Here is an 18,788-nt window from a genome sequence, read left to right on the forward strand (position 1 = left end):
ATAGAACTTTGTGGCCGGTGGCATGAGTGAAGCAGGTGGTCCCCGGAGCAAGCCGCCTGCATAGAGAGCTTGTTTGTCCAATCTGCTGTGCACGAGCAGTTGGTTGTCCAGTTTGCAGTGCGGCGTAGCGGGCCGCTGCCGACGGCCCTACGTTATTTTTTACGCAAGCCGGGTTTGGATACTGCGTTGCCCATGCTGGCGCGTACGGCACAGGTAACCGGTGTCCGTGCGATAGCCGTGCTGGTGCTTTTGCGGGGGCACGCCCGGTGGCAAACTGGTACACGACGTCAATGGTTAAACAAGCCCCATGGAATCAGCCGCACAATACCGGTCCTGGCGCAGCGGGATATTGAAGTGTCTGTTGATCGTCACGAACTGATCAGCACAGTCCTTTGTGACAAATCCGCTATTGTCAGGCGGACTGCCTTGGTCGCGTTGACAGATTGTGCAACAGAACTTCCGGATCTTCCCACCTTTTTACCTGCTTTTCAGCAAGACGATAATCCGTCTGTGCGGAGATGGGCCGGATATCTGCTTCAGCAACAGGAAATGATGAAAATGCATTGACGGATGGAAGACGGGAACCGAAAAGAGCGCAGGACGATTAATATGATCTGGAATAATGTGGACGTGCGTTAGGCTCAAGTTATGGTGTTAGCCCCACGCACCAATAGAGACGGCATGTGCTAACATAGCTATAGTCAGAGGTTCAGGATCTGGCTGACGATGCTTTTTATAAGCGTAGCGCACCTATGATTCCGTCACCTTCTTGTGGGAAATATTTTTCGAAATCAAACGTTTGAGTGTTGACACCAAAGCACTCAAAGTAACTGTGCATCAGCTTTTCAGCATCGTCGTTGTGCATGCGAAGATCGTCTCGCAGTGTCGTATTTTCCGTCAACTCGCGTGGCATCAGACCCGGAACTTGCTCTGAGACAAATAACACGATTTCAGATAGTGTTTCATACGTTTCTTGGCAGGCTGAGGTCCTTCCTCTGTTTCCTCTAGAAGTTGGCAACACACCACGCATCTTCGATGCTTTTAGGAAAAAATGGCGCATATTTTCCGGCAGGAAAGAGCCGTTTTTTGCGGAATCCATTGTGAAGGATTGTTAGGTATTTCAGATGGTTTTGCGGAGGATTCCGAGCATTAGATGAAATTTTTTTGAGCTTTCTGCCGGTCTTCCTGATGTAGCTTCAGGGGAACAGGTGATCCTCTTCAGGCTGCGCTATCCTGATCAGACACTAAGTCTGTTTAGGACGTAAAAGCATGAGGATTTCTGCCCATCGGGTTTATCTTCATTTTGAGGCAGGCTGGTCTGGATCCGGCTACAGAGCGCGGCGATCTGGTTTTGTAAGCCCTATTTTTCGGTTACAGCCCAGACTTCTCGTTTTTCGAAGGTGTGCCTGATCTGTCCCAGTCCTTTCAGGAAGATCATTTTACCAAGTGTTGTCAAAAAATTAGTAGAAATTCAGATATATTTTTATGAATTTTTTTTAGAAACGAGAGAGTTAATATACTTCACCCGCAGGATGATGAATAATGTTTACGCCCGAACTGGTCACTGCTGATTCTTATATTTTGGTCCACAATCACTCCCTAGAAACGCCAAGGGCGGTTGAATTCGCCATGAAGTTTACAGTGGCGCGGGTAAGATTTGCTCGAGCAAATCTGCCTACCTTCGACATGAAGATTAAGCTGTATTTTGATGTACGCGGCCAGACACTCTGCCCAGAAGCAGAAATGAGACTGACAGCTATCGCTTTAGGTACGGATTCAGTTATGTTCAAGAGGTCATGAAATGTCACTACAATTTATTATTAAAACATCTTATAATTTTGAAGATCTTGAAAAGATTTTTTTTACTCTTAGCGAATGTGTCGAGATTTTTCCGATCGAAAAAGAGCACTTTGGTATCTCGATTCCTACGAAGGTTGTTGATGAATACGGAGAAGATATAATCTTAAATTTTATGATGACCTATGATCATTATGACCTCTGGTCAGGACTTTGGTTTAACGAAAAGTAAAAAACCTTTAAAAATTATTGATTTTTAAAATCCATTTTTGGTTAAAGGTAAGTATGGCATGTGATGAGGATATGGATCGTCTCTCACAAAATCGGAGTTTTGTGTGGTTCCATCAAAGATGGCCATTCCAAACAGGAGATGTTGCCGTTATCCAACCTATCACAGGACACCCAGATGGACATATGTATATGTTCGATGGTAATGGTCAGATATCAGATTTTAAACAGAACACCTTATATCCTGTACAAGCATATCGTGATGCGAAATCAATCTATAAAACTTACCGGCATCCGAAACGGATATAAAATATTATCACTCTGTGTTTTTACTTTTTTCGACTCTGAGCATATGCACAGATTACAAAATCAGCATACGAAGTTTAGGAATTTTATCAAAAACACATGATCACTTGCGATCATGTGTTTAGTAATAGTACTAAAAACGTAATGATTTTTTGCAACATGGATATTAGAAAATATATTACAAGAGAATTTCACAAAAAATAATTTCGGCTTATAAAGCTGGAACTTATAGTGATTATACTGGAGATAGAAATAATTCAGTTATTCGACTTCTCATGAATTTTCCAAAAGGGGCTGGGGAGCCGCTCGCAGTGTGTATCAGGTTACACTATGAAAGTAGTATTTGAAAAATTTACCAGGTAGACTCGTCCACCTATACTTACCTACCTGATTTCAAGTTCCTGGAAGATAACAGGCAGCTTTGTGACTTGATTTCTGGCACGTTCCCTATTTACGACCTTACTGGTGACACGCCACCATTCCAAAACTTCAGATGGAAGGATCGAAGAACCGTTAGTTGATGCGCTTGGCTCGTGATTTCAGGCTTTTGGCGATTTGATTGATGGTTCCTGAGGTAGCATTTGATCTGCATTTTGAGCAGATCGGGGACTGCCTGCCGCTAGATGACTACGCGCTCGCGCTGATCCGTTCCAGGAAGAGAAAGCGGCGGATATTATAGACGATATTGGCCAGGCCGATCCTCATTGTGGCCCGGGTGCTACCGACTGTTCGTACGAACAGCCCGGTCTGTGGTTTCTGGTCGGCAAAGACATGCTCGACGCGGGATCGGATCACGGACTTTCCAGCATTCGATTGCTGGATATGACCGGGTATAGGCTTGAGATGCAGCTTTTTCCTGTGAACCTTTGAGACAAAGCCCTGCTTTTCCATGAAGTCCTCATTGGCTTTTGAGCGATAGGTCGTGTCAGCCTAGGCTGTTGAGGTCGTATTGGTTTTATCCAGCAGCCCCTCTTTCAATCACGCACCATCACTGGCGGCGGCATCCGTCGTCTTCCATTTACGGATGAACCGGAACTTCCGGTCGATAGAGAGGTGGGATTTGTAGCCAAGGAATGGGATGGCGAGATCCCTAGATGGCATGCTTCCATCGTCCTGCCGCTTCGCTTTCGTGAACTTCAGCGTCCAGCGTGCATGGCGATCTTGGTGCGACAGCTTTGTGGGTCTGTCCTGCCAGTCTTCGGGAATACGTTCTGCCCGGAGATCCGCTTTCTCAGCGTTGATGTTACCTTGCTTTGGAACCGCCACCAGCGTTGCATCCAAGATATGGCCCGATACCGGCAAATACCCGGCGTTGCGCAGGATCGCGTCAAAGCAATTGAACAGGCCATCAACCGCACCGGCCTGAGACAGGCGTTCACTGAACAGCCAGACAGTTCTGGCGTCAGACACACGGTCCGAGAGCCCCAATCCCAGAAAGCGCATGAACGACAGGCGATCGTTGATCAGGTATTCTGTCCGCTCGTCTGACAAATTGTTCAGCGTCTGAATAGGCTAAAGTTTTTTCCAGATCAAGGCGGAACACCTCAAAATCCACAGTCAGGAAAAACGCTTCGAGTTGGCCACTAAGCCCGCTCAAACGAGAAAGCCGCTCTTCAACATCAAAGAAACCCGGCTGCTTCATCTTCCATCTTTCTCAATCAACGCAGGAAAGATGGAAGCACAGAAATGCACACAGAACCATGGAGTTTTTAGAACCCTCCCAATTAATAGGCGATGATCTTAAATTAATAAGCCCCAATCTTTGTACAAGCATATTGTTTGTTGATAAATAATATCGTAGGTTATTTATAATAAATAACGAAAGATCATCATGTAGTTTTTCTTCAATAAATACTTATATTGAATATGATAATTCATATAACCGTTAAGCATTTATTGAAGAAAAATACTCACGCAGACACTGAAATAGAACCAATCATGGCAGGTACGCCTCCTCACCCAGATCGTCTTTTTAACTCCAGTCACAAAGAAAAGCTCTTCATGTTTCTTTTGCAAAGGACTGGTGCTTTTTATGAAAACACTGGGTTGCAGAATAAATGGCAGCATATCTGTGCTGACTATCAGACAACCTTGCAGCAATGGAGGTTTGCAGCATGACCAGCCCATGCAAGGTTCTGATGATCTTTCCACTGTTCAATGCAGGGTCATTCTGGAATTACAAGGAAACTTGTGCTCTGAGCGGCGCACGCTACCCGGCAGCACCGCTCGGTCTCATTACTGTTGCCGCCTTACTCCCCAAAAGCTGGGAAATACGTCTGGTTAACCGCAATACCGAAGAGCTGGCCGATACGGATTTTGACTGGGCAGATATCGTGATGACTGGCGGCATGCTGCCCCAGCGCAACGATACACTCTTTCTGATCGAGATGTGCCGCACCCATGGTAAACCAGTCGTGGTGGGTGGGCCGGATGTTACGTCCAGTCCCTCCCTCTACAGCACTGCCAATTTTCAAGTTCTAGGTGAGGCAGAGGAAATCATGGCCGACTTTATCGCCGCCTGGCAGCTCGGCGATAAACGTGGCACATTCAAAGCTCCAATGGGCAAAACAGATGTTACAAAAAGCCCCCTCCCCCGTTTTGATCTGCTTAAACTCAACCACTACCTTCGTGTTGGCATTCAGTTTTCACGAGGGTGCCCATTCAGCTGCGAATTCTGCGATATTATCGAACTGTATGGCCGTGTGCCGCGCACCAAAACCAATGCGCAGGTCATAGCAGAGCTCGATGCCTTATACGCCCTTGGCTACCGTGGACATGTGGATTTTGTTGATGATAATTTGATTGGCAACAAAAAAGCCCTCAAGACATTCCTGCCATATCTCAAACACTGGCAAAAAGCGAACAACTTCCCCTTTGAATTTTCAACCGAAGCATCCATCAACCTTGCGGATGACCCTGAGCTGTTGCGTAGCCTGTCGGACACAAACTTCTTTGCCATTTTTGTTGGGATAGAAAGCCCGGATACAGACTCACTTGTGCTAATGCAGAAAAAGCAGAACACACGGCGCAGCCTGCAACAAAGCATTGAGACAATCCACAGAGCCGGGATTTTTGTTAATGCCGGCTTCATTGTCGGGTTTGATAGTGAAAAAGGCAGCGTTGCTCAAGGCATGATTGGCTGTATTGAAGACACATCAATCCCAGTCTGTATGGTCGGCCTCTTGTACGCCTTACCCACAACCCAGCTAACACGCCGTCTATTAGCGGAAGGGCGTCTTTTTTCCGGCAATGAACACACACAGTCCGGAGATCAATGCACGGCAGGGCTTAATTTTAAAACACAACGTCCACGGCGGGATATATTAAACGATTACAGGGCTGTTCTGGCAACAATCTATGCTCCTTCTGCCTATTTTGGGCGTGTGCGCAGACTTGGTCGGATGTTAAGGCGTGAACGTGCCCACCGGATGATCAAGGGAGATTTGCGTAGCTTTATCCGGCTTCTGGCCCGTATCCATCAGGCAGGGCCGGGTACGGCCGGGTCATTCTGGCGTATGCTGCTGGACTGCGCCCTGCATAACCCAAAAGCATTACCTTACGTCATTATGACAAGCGCACTTTACCTGCATCTTGGTCCTTTTTCGCGGCAGGTCATTGCTGAAATTGACCGTGAAATTGCGGATATAGACTGCGATCACTGGCATGCACCGCCCCTTATGCACCTTATGGAGCCAGAATTAATTCCTGCCTGACCTGTTTAAAGAAGAGATGAAGGAGTATGCGTAATGCAGAATGATTGTGGCATGTATTTTACATTAAAGCGCCTTTCATACAAATTGCAACACACAGGTGCCATTCCGCTCATGAAGATATACATGGAGCTGATAAAACGCATAGTTTCATGATCCCCCTATATTTTTTATAGGAATACACATTGCTAATCCACACTACATCAGCATCATTCAGGCACACGTTTTTCTACTTCTCTGCTTCCGAACTCAGACAGACTGTAATCTGTTCAGGTTCACGTCATGTTTGAATGATACGCTCCGTTAAATTAATGAAAAACTCACCTTTTCCTCAATACGTTATGATAACCTCACAATCCTTTTCTACTAGGGCTGTGCAGTTATTATTATGGTACAATTCGCAACAGCGAATGCATGGGGACCATTTCAGAACCTGCTGGAGTAACGTGCAATCCATGAGCTCCCGCTCCTGCCAGATCAGGCCTACATTTGCTAAATTTTCCGTACCAACTGTTAGCTGGTTACATGGCTTGCGCCAGTGGAATGGCTGGCTAATTATGCTGCTGACCACAGGCTATGCACTGGCTGCGTGTTTTCATTATTTTACTCTAAAAGACATTATTTCCCAAAAAATGTTGATAAAAAAGGATTATTCTGATGCAAACAGACAGTAGAAGCACCTCCATGACCGAGGAACTCCACGCCACATCCCGGCTGGGTTGGCTAAGGGCTGCTGTTTTGGGAGCAAATGACGGAATCCTGTCAACATCCAGCCTGATCATTGGCGTTGCCAGCGCTCATGCCACGCAGGAAAGCATTCTGCTGGCTGGAATCTCCAGCCTCGTTGCCGGGGCCATATCTATGGCGGCTGGAGAATATGTCTCTGTCAGTTCGCAGGCGGATTCAGAAAAAGCTGATCTAACCCGTGAAAAAAAAGGAACTGCACAGCAGTTGGGATACCGAAGTCAGCGAGCTGGCAAGCATATATCGCCAACGGGGTCTGGACGATACTCTCGCGCATGAGGTTGCCCTCCAGTTAATGCAACATGATGCGCTGGGCACACATGCCCGGGACGAACTGGGCATTTCCGAAGCTACGGTGGCCCGCCCCGTACAGGCCGCCTTTACCTCTGCCGCTGCGTTCTCATCCGGTGCCATATTACCCGTGCTGGCGGCATTGATGTCCCCCGCCAATATTGTCTCATGGTCTGTATCAGCTGTATCCTTGGTTAGTTTGGCCGTACTTGGAGTTGTGGGAGCACAAGCAGGTGGCGCCTCCCCCTGGTGCCCGGCAATGCGGGTTATCTTCTGGGGTGTTGTGGCAATGACCATAACGGCTGGAATAGGAAAGATGTTTGGCGTTCAGGCTTGATATATGCCCACACGCATTTCCCCGCCCCTGTTTTAATAAGTACAATTTCCCTGACCTTTAATCAGAACCCTGTTTGTATAACCAGTTATTCCTGATCCAGAATCATAATCTTGATTAAAAGATGCCTGAGCATTCCTGCCTATATCAAACAATATCGTTCAAATTGGCGCTCATAACATAACCACTCCCTCTGATCGTATGAATCAGAGGGGGGGCATCCTGCCCCAATTTTTCCCGCAGACGGCAAACATGTGTTTCAACAATGTTTGTACGAACCGGAAAATCCATATGCCAGACATCTTTCAGCAACATCTGGCGGGAAAGAATTGTTCCAGCATTGCGCATAAAATATTCCAGAAGTTTGAACTCCTGTGGTTGCAGAAAAATTTTCTCTCCATTGCGGGTCACTGCCAGTGTCAGCAAATTCAGCTCTATATCATCTACATTCAGGATTGCCGTGTTCCGAAAAGATGAAGATCGACGGAGCAGCACCTGCACACGTGCAACAAGTTCTGGCAAGGCGAAGGGTTTAACCATGTAGTCATCCGCGCCATGCCGCAAACCAGCCACACGGCTTGGCACGCCGTCCATGGTGGTCAAGAACAGCACTGGCGTCATAATACCCTGAGCGCGCATGCGCATAAGAATGGTCAGCCCATCCAGACCCGGCAACATCCGGTCCAGAATAATGACGTCCCATGGCTGGGAGAGCGCATAATGCGATCCGTCATTCCCATTTGCTACAGAGACGACGTCAACCCCGCATTTTTCCAGCCCCTGTTGCAGGTAATCCGTTGTAACATGGTCGTCTTCAACCAGCAGCAGGCGGGGACGTGTAACCGACGTCATGACTGTAGACCAATCACAGTTTTGCATCTTACTGAAAGCGCGCTCATTTCTGTCTCACGGTATCAGGATCAGTGCTATATGGCACTATCTATGATGCAAAACCGGTCATGATTGGGGATTTTTTAATTTATCAACTACCGGATATGAGACACACCCTCCCCTTCATACCTTGCGAGATTACGGCAATGCGTCACAATATCCCATGATATTCGGGAACAAACCATTCAAACGCCAGAGTGCTGCGGCCCGGCGTGTCATGGCCACAACGGCATTTCGTATTGTCACGCTGTTTGCCAGTCTTTTTATACTGGGTGGCACGGTCATGACCGTAACATCCGGCCTTTACAGCCAGTCCACCCTGCGCCAGCAAATCCGTCAGGCGGTAGAAAACGAAGGCCACGAAACATTTGCCGATGCAGGCGCGGCAGATGTGCGCCACCTCCTGCCTGTTGTGCAGGGACTGATCGAACATGAACCAGGCTTCCATTACCTTCTCCAAGGTCCCGGCGAGGTAGTTGTTACGGGTAATATGCTGCACCTGAAACCCATAGCAGGAGAACGCTGGCTAACCTGGTCCCACCGCCTGCCAAAGGAAGCAAACCAGAATATTGTTTATGGCATAGGCTACCTTCTGGATGATGGGGGTTATTACTTTGTCGGCATGGATGCCTCTCCCCTGACGCATCTGCAGCATGCCTTGTGGACCACGCTCCTATGGGAAATTGCAGGTTTTGGGCTTATGGGAATGGCTGGCGGTCTTTTCCTAAGCAACCTGATCCTGAAATGGATCGAAACCATAAACAGAACAGCGCGCAGCATTATGCAAGGGGACATGTCGCGCCGCATTCCCCTGCGTGGCACCAATGATGAGCTTGACCATCTTTCGGAAAGCCTGAATGCCATGCTTGATCAGAACGAATTCCTGATTGCCAGCTTAAAACAGGTTTCCAATGACATCGCACACGACATGCGCCGCCCACTGGCCCGCATGCGCCAGAACCTTGAACGCGCCAGCCTGGCCCGTTTACCGGCCGAAAACATGCAGGAGCAGGTCGAACTTGCGATTGTGGAACTGGATGCAGCGCTGGAAATATTTTCCTCCCTGCTCAAACTCGCCCAGCTTGAAGCCGGTGCATGGAACAAGGAAATGGAACCTCTAGACCCAGCCCAACTGCTGGAATCGGTTCTGGAACCCTACCGCTCCGTCATAGAGGATCATGGGCAGTACCTGCTCGCCCCACCCATGCCAGCCTGCCCTGCCATTATTGGGCATCCGGTGCTTTTGCGGCAGGCTTTTTCCAACCTGATTGAAAATGCCATACGGCACACCCCCAGCCAGACCACCATTACCGCGGCCATTAAGGTAACAGGCAACAGTATCCACATAGAAATAACCGATAACGGCCCCGGCATCCCGGGCGAGGCCATGCTACGGGTTTTTGATCGTTTTGTCCGGCTGGATACAAGCCGCACGCATGATGGCAATGGACTTGGGCTCAGCATGGTCAAGGCGATCATACAACTGCATGCAAGCACAATTATCCTGCGTGATAACAAACCCGGTTTGCGCTGCATAATCTCACTGCCTGTAAAAACCCAATAAGCGACCATGCTTTATTGGGGATACTATAGTGGGTCTGCTCTGCCCCCATAGCGCTTTGGCGGAAGATTGGGGGATTGTAAGCTGACACTGCCGGAAGCTTGAGCCAGATGTGGTAGCACCACCTGCATTTTGAGACGCAATTGCATGCAGTGCTCCCAATATGCAGGAACCAACATCCGAGGTCCGATAGCCAATGCTCCTCTGGTTCCTTATTCTGGTTGCATCAACTGCAGCATTTGGCCTGAGCGCTGTATCCGGCGGTGGAGCCGGACTTATTCTAATGCCCCTACTGGAGCTGGCGTTGCCGGGCAACCAGGTGCCCGCAACCCTGTCGATCGGCACAGCCGCCAGTTCCGCAGCCCGCATTCTCTCCTTCAGGCATGCAATCCGGTGGGACATTGTCCGCCATTTTGCCCCCACGGCATTACCGTTTGCAGGCCTTGGTGTCTGGGCTTTGAGTTGTATGAACCCGGCCTACCTCTCGCTCCTTCTGGGCCTGTTCCTTATGGGGAACCTGCCGCTGCTTTTTCGTAAACCTGCTTCCAACTGCACTGTTGCAACGGTTCCTGTTGCAAAGCTGCATATGCTGGGGGCTGCAGCTGGGTTCATATCCGGTTTTACGGGAGGCGTTGGTCTGGTTTTTAACGGGTTCTATTATCGGCTGGGTTTACGGAAGGAAGAAATTATCGCAACCCGTGCAGCCAACGAAATTTTGCTGCATCTGCTCAAAATCATTCTTTACGCTATATTTGGCCTGCTCAGTGCCCAAGCAACCGTTGCAGGGCTTGCCGTAGCAATGGCCGCAATCCTGTCTTCCATGGGCATGAAATACCTTCTGCCTTACCTGCATGACCGCCTGTTCCACCACATTGGTCATGCTGCCATGGTGGTAGCCGGCATTATGATGGTGATCATCGCCGGTGAGCAGATTGCACAACAGGAGAACATTACTGTTCATTTCGCCCATGCAGATGAAGAAGTCGCAGCATCCCTGTCATGGCAAGAGCATACTTTTGCACTGGAATGGGAGAATGGAGGCGAGCTGGAACTGAGCCATGATACCCAAAAGGCCAATCAACTCTAACACATGGTCAGACTTCTCGCAGTTGCCCAAAGCGCTTCCTGTATTCAGCCGGTGTTACACCAAGATGCCGCTGGAAAACCCGCCGCAAAACCCTGACAGACCCAAAGCCTGCTTCAGCAGCCACAACCTTGGGCGGTTTACGCCCTTCTTCAAGCAGGTTGCGGGCAATCGTCAGGCGTGTCTGCTCAACCCATCTGGCGGGCGATAACCCTGTTTCCTGCGCAAAAAGCCGCGTAAGCTGCCTGCGTTCCAGCGCAATCATCCCTGCCATGGCTTCTACACTGTATTCAGCGTCCGGCTGCTGCAAAATCTGCCGTTGAAGAGACTGCAAGGCAGACCGCCCGGCTGGGGACAGTTCCCTTTGCCGGCTGTACTGTAGTTGCCCTCCGGGTCGTTTGTAAAAAAGCACGAGTTGCCGGGCGACATCACGGGCAATTCGCTCCCCCATATCCTCCCGCACCAGCGCAAGCGCCAAATCCAGACCGGAGGATACACCTGCCGCAGTTCTAAGAGCCCCTTCCTCGCGCACAATTGCATCTGCATCCACCGTTACGGCGGGGAATCTGTGGCGAACACGGTCCACATCAGCCCAGTGCGTAGCAATGGTCTGTCCATCCAGCAGGCCGGTTTCTGCCAACGGAAAAACACCCCCACAGATTGATCCAAACCGGCGAGCTTTGGGGGCTTCCTGCCGTAGCCATCTGGTCAGGGCCGGGTTGTAACTTCTGGTCGCTGCATCGGGGGCTCCGGCCACTAGCAGGGTATCCACACATTTGCTGCCAATATCCCCCAGCAGCAGGTCAGCCCGCAGATTGAAACCACACGAACTTCGAATATCTTTTTTGGCTGCCACAAGGACAGACCGATAAAGTGGCCTGCCGTAAAACGTATTGGCTTCGGCAAAAACATCGGCAGGTCCGGCAATATCCATAAGCTGGACACCATCACTCACCACAAAAACAATCAAAAGTTCGGTCATCAGGTTTCCGGATTTTTCTCAGCCCAGCATGCTTCCAGTTTCCATATAACGCTGATGCCAGGCAAGGGCTGCGGGAAGATGATGCGGAATATGCTGCCCAAAGCCATACCGCTTGGCCTGCTCGAAATAATCCTGCAAATGCGGCCTGAAACCGGGATGTGCGCACTTGTCAATAATCGACCGTGCCCGTTCCACCGGGGCAAGGCCACGCAGATCTGCCAACCCCTGTTCGGAAACAATAATCTGCACATCCTGCAAAATATGATCGGTATGCGGCACCATTGGCACAAAGGCGGATATTTTTCCTCCTTTGGCGGTAGAAGGTGACACAAACATGGACAGAAACGCATTCCGTGCAAAATCGCCAGAGCCACCTATTCCATTTTGGATCCGTGACCCCATGACACAGGTGGAGTTCACGTTGCCATAAATGTCCGCCTCGATCATGCCGTTCATGGCAATAATTCCAAGGCGCCGGATGAGTTCGGGACTGTTGCTGACTTCCTGCTGCCGAAGTACAATTTTCTGGCGGAAAAATGCCGCTTGATGATTGATACGCTGCGCTGCCTCCGGGCTAAGGGAAAAAGAGGAGGCCGAAGCAACAGTCATGCGCCCGCTTTCCAGCATGGATAGCATACCGTCTTGAATAACCTCACTAAAGCCAGTGAGGTTTTCAAAATGGCTTTCATTCAAACCTTCCAGAACGGCATTGGCAATATTGCCAACCCCACTTTGCAACGGCAACAGTGAGGGCGGAAGCCGCCCCTGTTTTACCTCATGTGCAAAAAACTCCATAACATGACCGGCAATCTGCCGTGCAGTTGTATCCGGTTCTGCAAATGGTGCGTTACGGTCAGGCTCATCCGTAACAACAACAGCCACAAGCCGGTTAAGGTCAATGGCAAGTGTGCCGTTCCCTATACGGTCACCGGGGTGTAGCAGGGGTATAATCTGCCCGTTTGGTGGCATTTGCACACCACGCCAGATATCGTGAATGCCTGCAAGTTCAGGATTCTGCCAGGTATTGACCTCGACAATAATTTTATCTGCAATCTGCACCCATGTCGGGCTGTTGCCGACAGAAGAGCTAAGGATCACTTGCCCATCTGGCGTAACGGCAACTGCTTCAATAATCGCGACATCCGGCTTACCAAACTGCCCCTGCCGTGCCTTCTGGGCCACCTGACCAAGGTGTGTATCAAGGTAAAGCGTGCTGCCTTCGTTAATCCGGGCCCGCATGGCGGTATCCCCATTATAGGGGCTGCGAAACGCCACCGCGTTAGCTCTGGCCAGCGCTCCATCTAACTGCGGCCCGGTTGAAGCCCCGGTTAGCAACCGCACCGTAAACGGCTCCCCGGCCGCATGGGCTGCCTCAATCCGTTGGGCAAGGGCCTCGGGTACGGCCTTGGGGTATCCGGCACCGGTAAAGCCACTGGTGGCAATAACATCCTTATTCCGGATCAGGGCTGCGGCCTCTTGTGCCGTCATGATACGATCAAGAAATGTCTGGTGAGCAATGCGGTCTTTCATGGCCAGATTTCATCCAAGTGTTCCTGAGGTCACTTATGATGAAAGCTGAACAGCCAACACAGCAACGAGAATGATGGTCCGCAAAAAAGTATCATGGACCATATTGGGACATGTCTCTCCACATGACTGTGAGCCACCAAGCACCGGTTACGGATAGCGCCTGCCTGTTAAGATGTTGCCCAGCGCGTTAAAAACTTTCTCATCTGCGCATGATATTGGTAGATCATGAGCAGCCCACGGCATCAAACGTGATCTGAAGTCAATTGGCGTCAATGTTCCATCGGGGAATGAGGTCTGATATGTCGATTTTTTACGGTCTTTCAGCTTTTCCCATAACACCCACCAACTCACATGGTGTGGTCGATACAGAAGGTGTGATGCACCTGACGGGCTACCTGTCAGCCAATGGTGTAGATTCCATTGGCCTGTTAGGCAGCACCGGAACTTATGCCTATCTGAGCCGGACAGAACGATGCAGGGCCGTTCGGGCAGCGGTCAAAGCCATTGGCGGTAAAACCCCTCTGATCGTAGGGGTTGGAACCCTGCGCACTGATGATGCACAGAACCTTGCACGCGATGCGGCCGCCGAAGGCGCAGATGGGCTGTTAATGGCCCCTGTATCCTATACCCCCCTCACGCAGGAAGAGGCCTACCAGCACTATGCCGCGGTCGCGGCAGTCACGCCTTTGCCCCTGTGTATTTATAACAACCCCAGCACGACACATTTCAGCTTTGGTCGTACCCTACTGGAACGGCTGGCAGATATACCCAACATTGCCGCCATAAAAATGCCAGCCCCAGCAGCAGGCACGGTCACACAGGAACTGACAGAACTGCGGAACAGCCCGGCTGGAAAACTCAGTATTGGCTATAGTGGAGACTGGATTGCGGCTGAAGCCCTGCTGGCTGGATGCGACGGGTGGTTTAGTGTTTTAGGGGGATTTCTGCCCCAACTGGCCAAAGCCTTGGTCAGAGCTGCGCGTGCAGGTGATGTGGCTTCTGTAAACCATTACCAGAAAACCCTGCTGCCTCTGTGGCAGCTCTTCAAGGAATTCGGGAGCTTGCGCGTGGCTTATGCTGCAACCCGTTTTTTGGGGCTTGCCAATGCCCAGCCCCCTTTACCTATTCTGCCACTCAGCCCCCAGAACCAGCAGAGGGTAATTGAGGCATTACAGGCCTGCATGGATGATTGTTCCTAAAAACACCCCTGCATGCCATACGCAGCCGCGCATGAAGCATAGCGCGTCTGGCGCTAGGATTTTAGTGTACGGCCAGAAAAACCTTTATGATACATAACAACACTTACCAGACCTATGCCACAGGCCAGTATAAACGCAGGGCCGAATGATCCATAACGGGTTGCCAGAATACCCGTCAGCAAAGGAGCCAGAACACCTCCCAGTGAAGCACCGGTATTCTGTATGGCTTCAAGCGTTGCAACGCGGTTTTCCGTAACAATCAATGTACCCAGTGTCCATCCGCAACTCACAGCCACACCACTGGCAAACAGTGTAAACGTCAACAGGACTATGGCCGGGATCGACCCCGGTTGCAAAGCGAGTGTCCCGGTCAGGATTGCACAGGCAAGCATGGACAACACCACAGTACGCCTGCATGCCACTAAAGGGGCAACTCCGCGCTGGCTGATCATGTCCATCAGCCGCCCCCCCATAAAACAGCCCAAAAAGCTGAAAATCTGAGGGAATGCTGATAATAATCCTGCCTGAATGACTGAAAGATTTTCCGTTTTTTCCAACCAGGCCGGCAACCAGGTGACATAAAGAGAGCTAAGATAGACCACACCGGTATAACCTGCCGTAGCAGCCCATGTGTTACGTTGTCTGAGCAGGTACCCCAGATCATCCTTTAACGCAGAACGGAGTGATGCCCTTGCAGAATGAGCAGGTGTGGGAGCAGACACCTCGCCCGAAGCCGGGTCGCGATAATAAACAATCCAGATAACCGCAAGCAGAAGATTAATCAGGCCCACCAGAACCGACATATCCCGCCAGCCCCACCAGGCCATGATGGCCAGCAAAAAAGGAGGAGCCAGTGCAGGCCCCAAAGAGGCAGAACCATTAAACAGCCCGATCGCACTACCCCGCTCTTCCGCCGAAAACCAGTGAACCAGAACACGCGTGCCCGCCAGAAACAAAGGAGCTTCCCCCACACCCAGCAAGGCACGGGTCCAGAAAATATTGGTCGAACTATCCACCAGTCCAAACAATATTTCGGAAAATGAGCATAAAACCAGAGAAGCCCCAAGGAACACCCGTCCCCCCAGGCGGTCAGCCAGGAGCCCTATTGGAATCTGGCTGATCATGTAGGTCCATGCCAGAGCGGACAACAGCCAGCCCATGGTCTCATAGGACAAATGCAGGTCTGCCATAATCGCAGTATTGCCGATGGAAAGGGTTGCACGATCAATATAATTGATGCACCCCGCCCCTACGAGCAGAAGAAGAGTCATACGCTGGCGCGTGCGGTGCCTTGAATCCTGCATAAGAAATAAAATACCTTTAAAAACCTATTATTTTTCCAGAGATTTAGACGCCTGCTTGAGCCAGCGCGAGACATCATGAGGCTGTGTTTCAGACTGGCGGATAAGCTGATCAAAATGGCGCTGCATCTGCTGAATGGTCGCCTGATCATTGAAGATAATATATTGGCTACCAGCATAGATTGCAGCCCGCTGTGTTCCAAAAATTGTATAGGGCACGGTATGATGTGCTCGCCCATCAAACAGAAAAATACGCAAGGATGGGTATAACGTTTCTACCCGTTCCACCATATATGCCATCTGGGCCCGCCGGACTGAAACAGGCAGCCCATCCCATGGGAACACACCATCTATCAGGCTCGTGATGGTCTGGGTCGAGAGGCAGATTTCCATATCTGTTCCCGGGGGTCGGTTATAATTGAGATTGCTGACAATAGCCTCAATCTCTGCGGGGTCATCATATTCCGGCCCCAACTCCCATGCTACAACCTCTGACATACGCAGAATATCCGGCAAACGATAGGGCACGTAACGGATTTTCATACCCTCTGCTTCCGTGTGCCAGCGGGTTAGCAAAGGAATGTTATAATAATCCGGATTATCTGCAACTTCTGTCGTGCGGGTAGCACTTGTATTTGCGGTGTCTGTTACACCCAGCAGCCAGTCCACGGACACATTATAACGCTCGGCAATACGCACCAATGTATCCGCCCGGGGCAGGCGTACGGCATCCTCGGCAAGCAACTGGCTTAATGCTGAACGATCAATCCCGATCTCCGCAGCGAACAGAGAGCGACTTTTTGATTTTGCAATCAAGGACAAGACGCGCTGCTGAAAGATGCGGGAAATGACACGTTTGCTCATGCTGCTTTTCCACGATTAATTGCGTATTATATGTGACAAAAGTCAACATATTTTACAACACACTCATTGAAAAGGGTATTTGTACGGTTAAAACCGATCTTATGGAAAACGTACAGAATAAAACCACAAAAAATAGTGCTTTTATCATGCAGGCCATTGCAGAATGGCCAACATGGCTTGCCCTGCTGGGTTGCTACACAAGCTGGGTGCTGCTTGGATACTTTTTTTATCCTGCTCATCCGCTGCTGGCCTTGGTCTGCATGGCTGTAACAGTTGCATTCCACTCCTCACTCCAGCACGAAGCCATTCATGGCCACCCTACCCCATCTGCCCTGTTCAACGAAGTGCTGGTTGGCTTGCCCCTTGGTCTGGCTTACCCCTACCGCCGCTACCGTACGAGCCATTTGCAGCACCATCACGATGATGCATTAACCGACCCGCACCAGGACCCGGAAAGCTATTACTGGGACCGCGCGAACTGGGTACATCTCGGGTTTTTCTGGCGCTTTCTACTCACGCTCGACAACACCGTTCTGGGCCGCCTGCTGCTTGGGCCACTGGTGGGGAGTATCCGTTTTTTCTGGCAGGATCTAGCACTCATCCGGGCCGGAAACCGCACAGTCCGGCGAGCGTGGGTTATCCATGCCCTGTCCATCCTGCTTGTTGCTGCCATTGTTACATACGGTTTTCACATACCATTCTGGCTTTATGCAGTCGGACCGGCCTATGCGGGTAATGCCTTGATCGCCCTGCGTTCGTACTGCGAACATCGGTGGCACGAAGCCCCGGACGGACGGACGATTATTGTTGAAAAATCTTTCCTATCCTTCCTGTTTCTTTATAACAATCTGCATGTTGTCCACCATGCCCTGCCGGGTGAACCCTGGTTCCGCATGCCCAGCCTGTACAAGCAGAACCGGGAGCAATGGCAGATCCAGAATCGTGGATATGTCTATCGCGGGTACCACAAAATTATCTGGCAGTATCTGCTGCGCTCCAAAGAGCCATTGCTGCATCCGGCATATAGCCCACAGCCTGCAAGGGAGCAGTCATGACCTTTGTTGCTTCCATGCCAATGTATGACCCACCAGAGGAACGGGAGACCGTGGATCTAAGCTGGCGACGCGTGCGAGATGCGCTGCGCCTGCGTGGTATTGCTGCCCCGGAGCGACTGGTACGCCGTAATGCTGACCTGCCCGCCGTACCCGGTGGAATAAGGGATGTCGCTGGCAACATCATCGCCCCAGACCCTGCAACATTACCGCCAGAAGAGCTGGACCTGCACACGCTCTGGCGCCACCCCGACTTGCTGTTTGGTGAAACATGCTGGGGGCCGCTGGAGCAGGGGTTGCGACCGTTTGTGCATGTCATCGCACAAAACAGCTATTCTGGCGTACCGGGAGGAGAAGGTATTCTGTACCGCAGTGCGCTGATTACCCGCAGCGAGGCACAACGCCCTACCCTCGTACCATCAGACACTCCGGTTATGCCTGATCTGGCAGGCAAGCACTTTGCCTTTAACACGCTGGACTCCCGCTCGGGCTACTTATCGGTGGAGCGTGATCTGCACGCACAAGGTGCATCCATGCGCGCCTTTTCGCGCATTACACCAACTGGCAGCCATTTGGCCTCCCTGCGCATGGTAGCCGCCAACGAAGCCGATATTGCTGCAATTGATTGCAAAAGCTGGGCCATGGCGCAGCGACACCACCCGAGCCTGAGCGCAAAACTGCACGTGGCTGGCTGGACAGCCCCTTCCACCGGCCTGCCGTTCATCTGCTCGGTGCATCTGCCGGAAGCTATCAGGCGCAATGTGGCAGATGTCGCCCGGGCGATCTTCCTGCCTCCAGCGCGATGTTGACCCCGCAACCTCTCGCGCAGAATGCCCCCAGTCCGCACGATCATGTTTGCACGCATCTGCATGGCAGAACAAAGCATGATCAGGACACAATATTTATTAATATCG

At 50.8% G+C, this 18,788-nt stretch carries 15 protein-coding genes and 2 pseudogenes; 10 read left to right on the top strand and 7 right to left on the bottom strand.

The genetic code is table 11. From position 1 onward, the window contains the following. Nucleotides 1-69: 69 nt before the first annotated feature. Complete coding sequence (locus ACSYTG_RS11945) at nt 70-567, top strand: hypothetical protein (RefSeq protein WP_491706428.1); 498 nt, start codon at nt 70-72, stop codon at nt 565-567. Nucleotides 568-733: 166 nt separating this feature from the next. Here the strand turns inward: ACSYTG_RS11945 and ACSYTG_RS11950 are convergent, their stop codons facing one another. Next, nucleotides 734-1,099, bottom strand: coding sequence for a DUF1493 family protein (locus tag ACSYTG_RS11950; RefSeq protein ID WP_489783339.1), 366 nt, complete (start codon nt 1,097-1,099; stop codon nt 734-736). A 443-nt stretch (nt 1,100-1,542) separates the two neighbouring features. Between ACSYTG_RS11950 and ACSYTG_RS11955 the strand changes: the two genes are divergently transcribed. After that, nucleotides 1,543-1,800 carry a hypothetical protein gene (locus ACSYTG_RS11955; RefSeq protein WP_489783340.1) on the top strand — a complete coding sequence of 86 codons (258 nt, stop codon included), beginning with the start codon at nt 1,543-1,545 and terminating at the stop codon, nt 1,798-1,800. A gap of 1,158 nt (nt 1,801-2,958) precedes the next feature. Here the strand turns inward: ACSYTG_RS11955 and ACSYTG_RS11960 are convergent. Continuing rightward, a pseudogene (locus tag ACSYTG_RS11960) lies at nt 2,959-3,973 on the bottom strand (transposase). A 472-nt stretch (nt 3,974-4,445) separates the two neighbouring features. Between ACSYTG_RS11960 and ACSYTG_RS11965 the strand changes: the two are divergent. The 3 genes and pseudogenes from ACSYTG_RS11965 to ACSYTG_RS11975 all read left to right on the top strand — a co-directional run bounded on the left by ACSYTG_RS11965 (nt 4,446) and on the right by ACSYTG_RS11975 (nt 7,413). Then, the gene (locus ACSYTG_RS11965) at nt 4,446-6,044 is read left to right on the top strand and encodes a B12-binding domain-containing radical SAM protein (protein ID WP_489783341.1); all 1,599 of its coding nucleotides are present in this window, start codon (nt 4,446-4,448) and stop codon (nt 6,042-6,044) included. 452 nt (nt 6,045-6,496) lie between these two features. Continuing rightward, on the top strand, nt 6,497-6,715 hold the full coding sequence (locus ACSYTG_RS11970) for a hypothetical protein (protein ID WP_489783342.1): 219 nt from the start codon (nt 6,497-6,499) through the stop codon (nt 6,713-6,715). A gap of 10 nt (nt 6,716-6,725) precedes the next feature. Beyond that, a pseudogene (locus ACSYTG_RS11975) lies at nt 6,726-7,413 on the top strand (VIT1/CCC1 transporter family protein). Between the two features lie 144 nt (nt 7,414-7,557). Here the strand turns inward: ACSYTG_RS11975 and ACSYTG_RS11980 are convergent. Next, complete coding sequence (locus ACSYTG_RS11980) at nt 7,558-8,262, bottom strand: response regulator transcription factor (RefSeq protein ID WP_489783343.1); 705 nt, start codon at nt 8,260-8,262, stop codon at nt 7,558-7,560. A 202-nt stretch (nt 8,263-8,464) separates the two neighbouring features. Here ACSYTG_RS11980 and ACSYTG_RS11985 point away from each other — a divergent pair, with 202 nt between their 5' ends. Together ACSYTG_RS11985 and ACSYTG_RS11990 are read left to right on the top strand one after the other, a co-directional pair. Beyond that, nucleotides 8,465-9,865 (top strand): sensor histidine kinase, encoded by a 1,401-nt coding sequence (locus tag ACSYTG_RS11985; protein ID WP_489783344.1) that lies wholly within the window; start codon nt 8,465-8,467, stop codon nt 9,863-9,865. 193 nt (nt 9,866-10,058) lie between these two features. Continuing rightward, complete coding sequence (locus tag ACSYTG_RS11990) at nt 10,059-10,949, top strand: sulfite exporter TauE/SafE family protein (protein WP_489783345.1); 891 nt, start codon at nt 10,059-10,061, stop codon at nt 10,947-10,949. Between the two features lie 7 nt (nt 10,950-10,956). On the opposite strand, the gene ACSYTG_RS11995 is transcribed toward ACSYTG_RS11990, so the two are convergent. Together ACSYTG_RS11995 and scpC are read right to left on the bottom strand one after the other, a co-directional pair. Then, nucleotides 10,957-11,928 carry a GlxA family transcriptional regulator gene (locus ACSYTG_RS11995; protein WP_489783346.1) on the bottom strand — a complete coding sequence of 324 codons (972 nt, stop codon included), beginning with the start codon at nt 11,926-11,928 and terminating at the stop codon, nt 10,957-10,959. Between the two features lie 18 nt (nt 11,929-11,946). Beyond that, nucleotides 11,947-13,458 (bottom strand): succinyl-CoA:acetate CoA-transferase ScpC, encoded by a 1,512-nt coding sequence (gene scpC / locus ACSYTG_RS12000; RefSeq protein ID WP_489783347.1) that lies wholly within the window; start codon nt 13,456-13,458, stop codon nt 11,947-11,949. A gap of 299 nt (nt 13,459-13,757) precedes the next feature. Between scpC and ACSYTG_RS12005 the strand changes: the two genes are divergently transcribed. Continuing rightward, nucleotides 13,758-14,657, top strand: coding sequence for a dihydrodipicolinate synthase family protein (locus ACSYTG_RS12005; protein WP_489783348.1), 900 nt, complete (start codon nt 13,758-13,760; stop codon nt 14,655-14,657). A 53-nt stretch (nt 14,658-14,710) separates the two neighbouring features. Here ACSYTG_RS12005 and ACSYTG_RS12010 read toward each other — a convergent pair whose 3' ends face one another. Together ACSYTG_RS12010 and ACSYTG_RS12015 are read right to left on the bottom strand one after the other, a co-directional pair. After that, nucleotides 14,711-15,961, bottom strand: a complete 1,251-nt coding sequence (locus tag ACSYTG_RS12010) for an MFS transporter (RefSeq protein WP_489783349.1) — start codon at nt 15,959-15,961, stop codon at nt 14,711-14,713. Between the two features lie 27 nt (nt 15,962-15,988). Further along, nucleotides 15,989-16,822 carry a helix-turn-helix domain-containing protein gene (locus ACSYTG_RS12015; protein WP_489783350.1) on the bottom strand — a complete coding sequence of 278 codons (834 nt, stop codon included), beginning with the start codon at nt 16,820-16,822 and terminating at the stop codon, nt 15,989-15,991. Nucleotides 16,823-16,968: 146 nt separating this feature from the next. Here ACSYTG_RS12015 and ACSYTG_RS12020 point away from each other — a divergent pair, with 146 nt between their 5' ends. Continuing rightward, nucleotides 16,969-17,877, top strand: a complete 909-nt coding sequence (locus ACSYTG_RS12020; protein WP_489783351.1) for a fatty acid desaturase — start codon at nt 16,969-16,971, stop codon at nt 17,875-17,877. Further along, nucleotides 17,874-18,683 carry a phosphate/phosphite/phosphonate ABC transporter substrate-binding protein gene (locus tag ACSYTG_RS12025; protein WP_489783352.1) on the top strand — a complete coding sequence of 270 codons (810 nt, stop codon included), beginning with the start codon at nt 17,874-17,876 and terminating at the stop codon, nt 18,681-18,683. The genes ACSYTG_RS12020 and ACSYTG_RS12025 overlap by 4 nt, the downstream gene beginning before the upstream one ends. Nucleotides 18,684-18,788: the final 105 nt, after the last annotated feature.

Source organism: Acetobacter sp. ESL1128, from assembly GCF_058505085.1.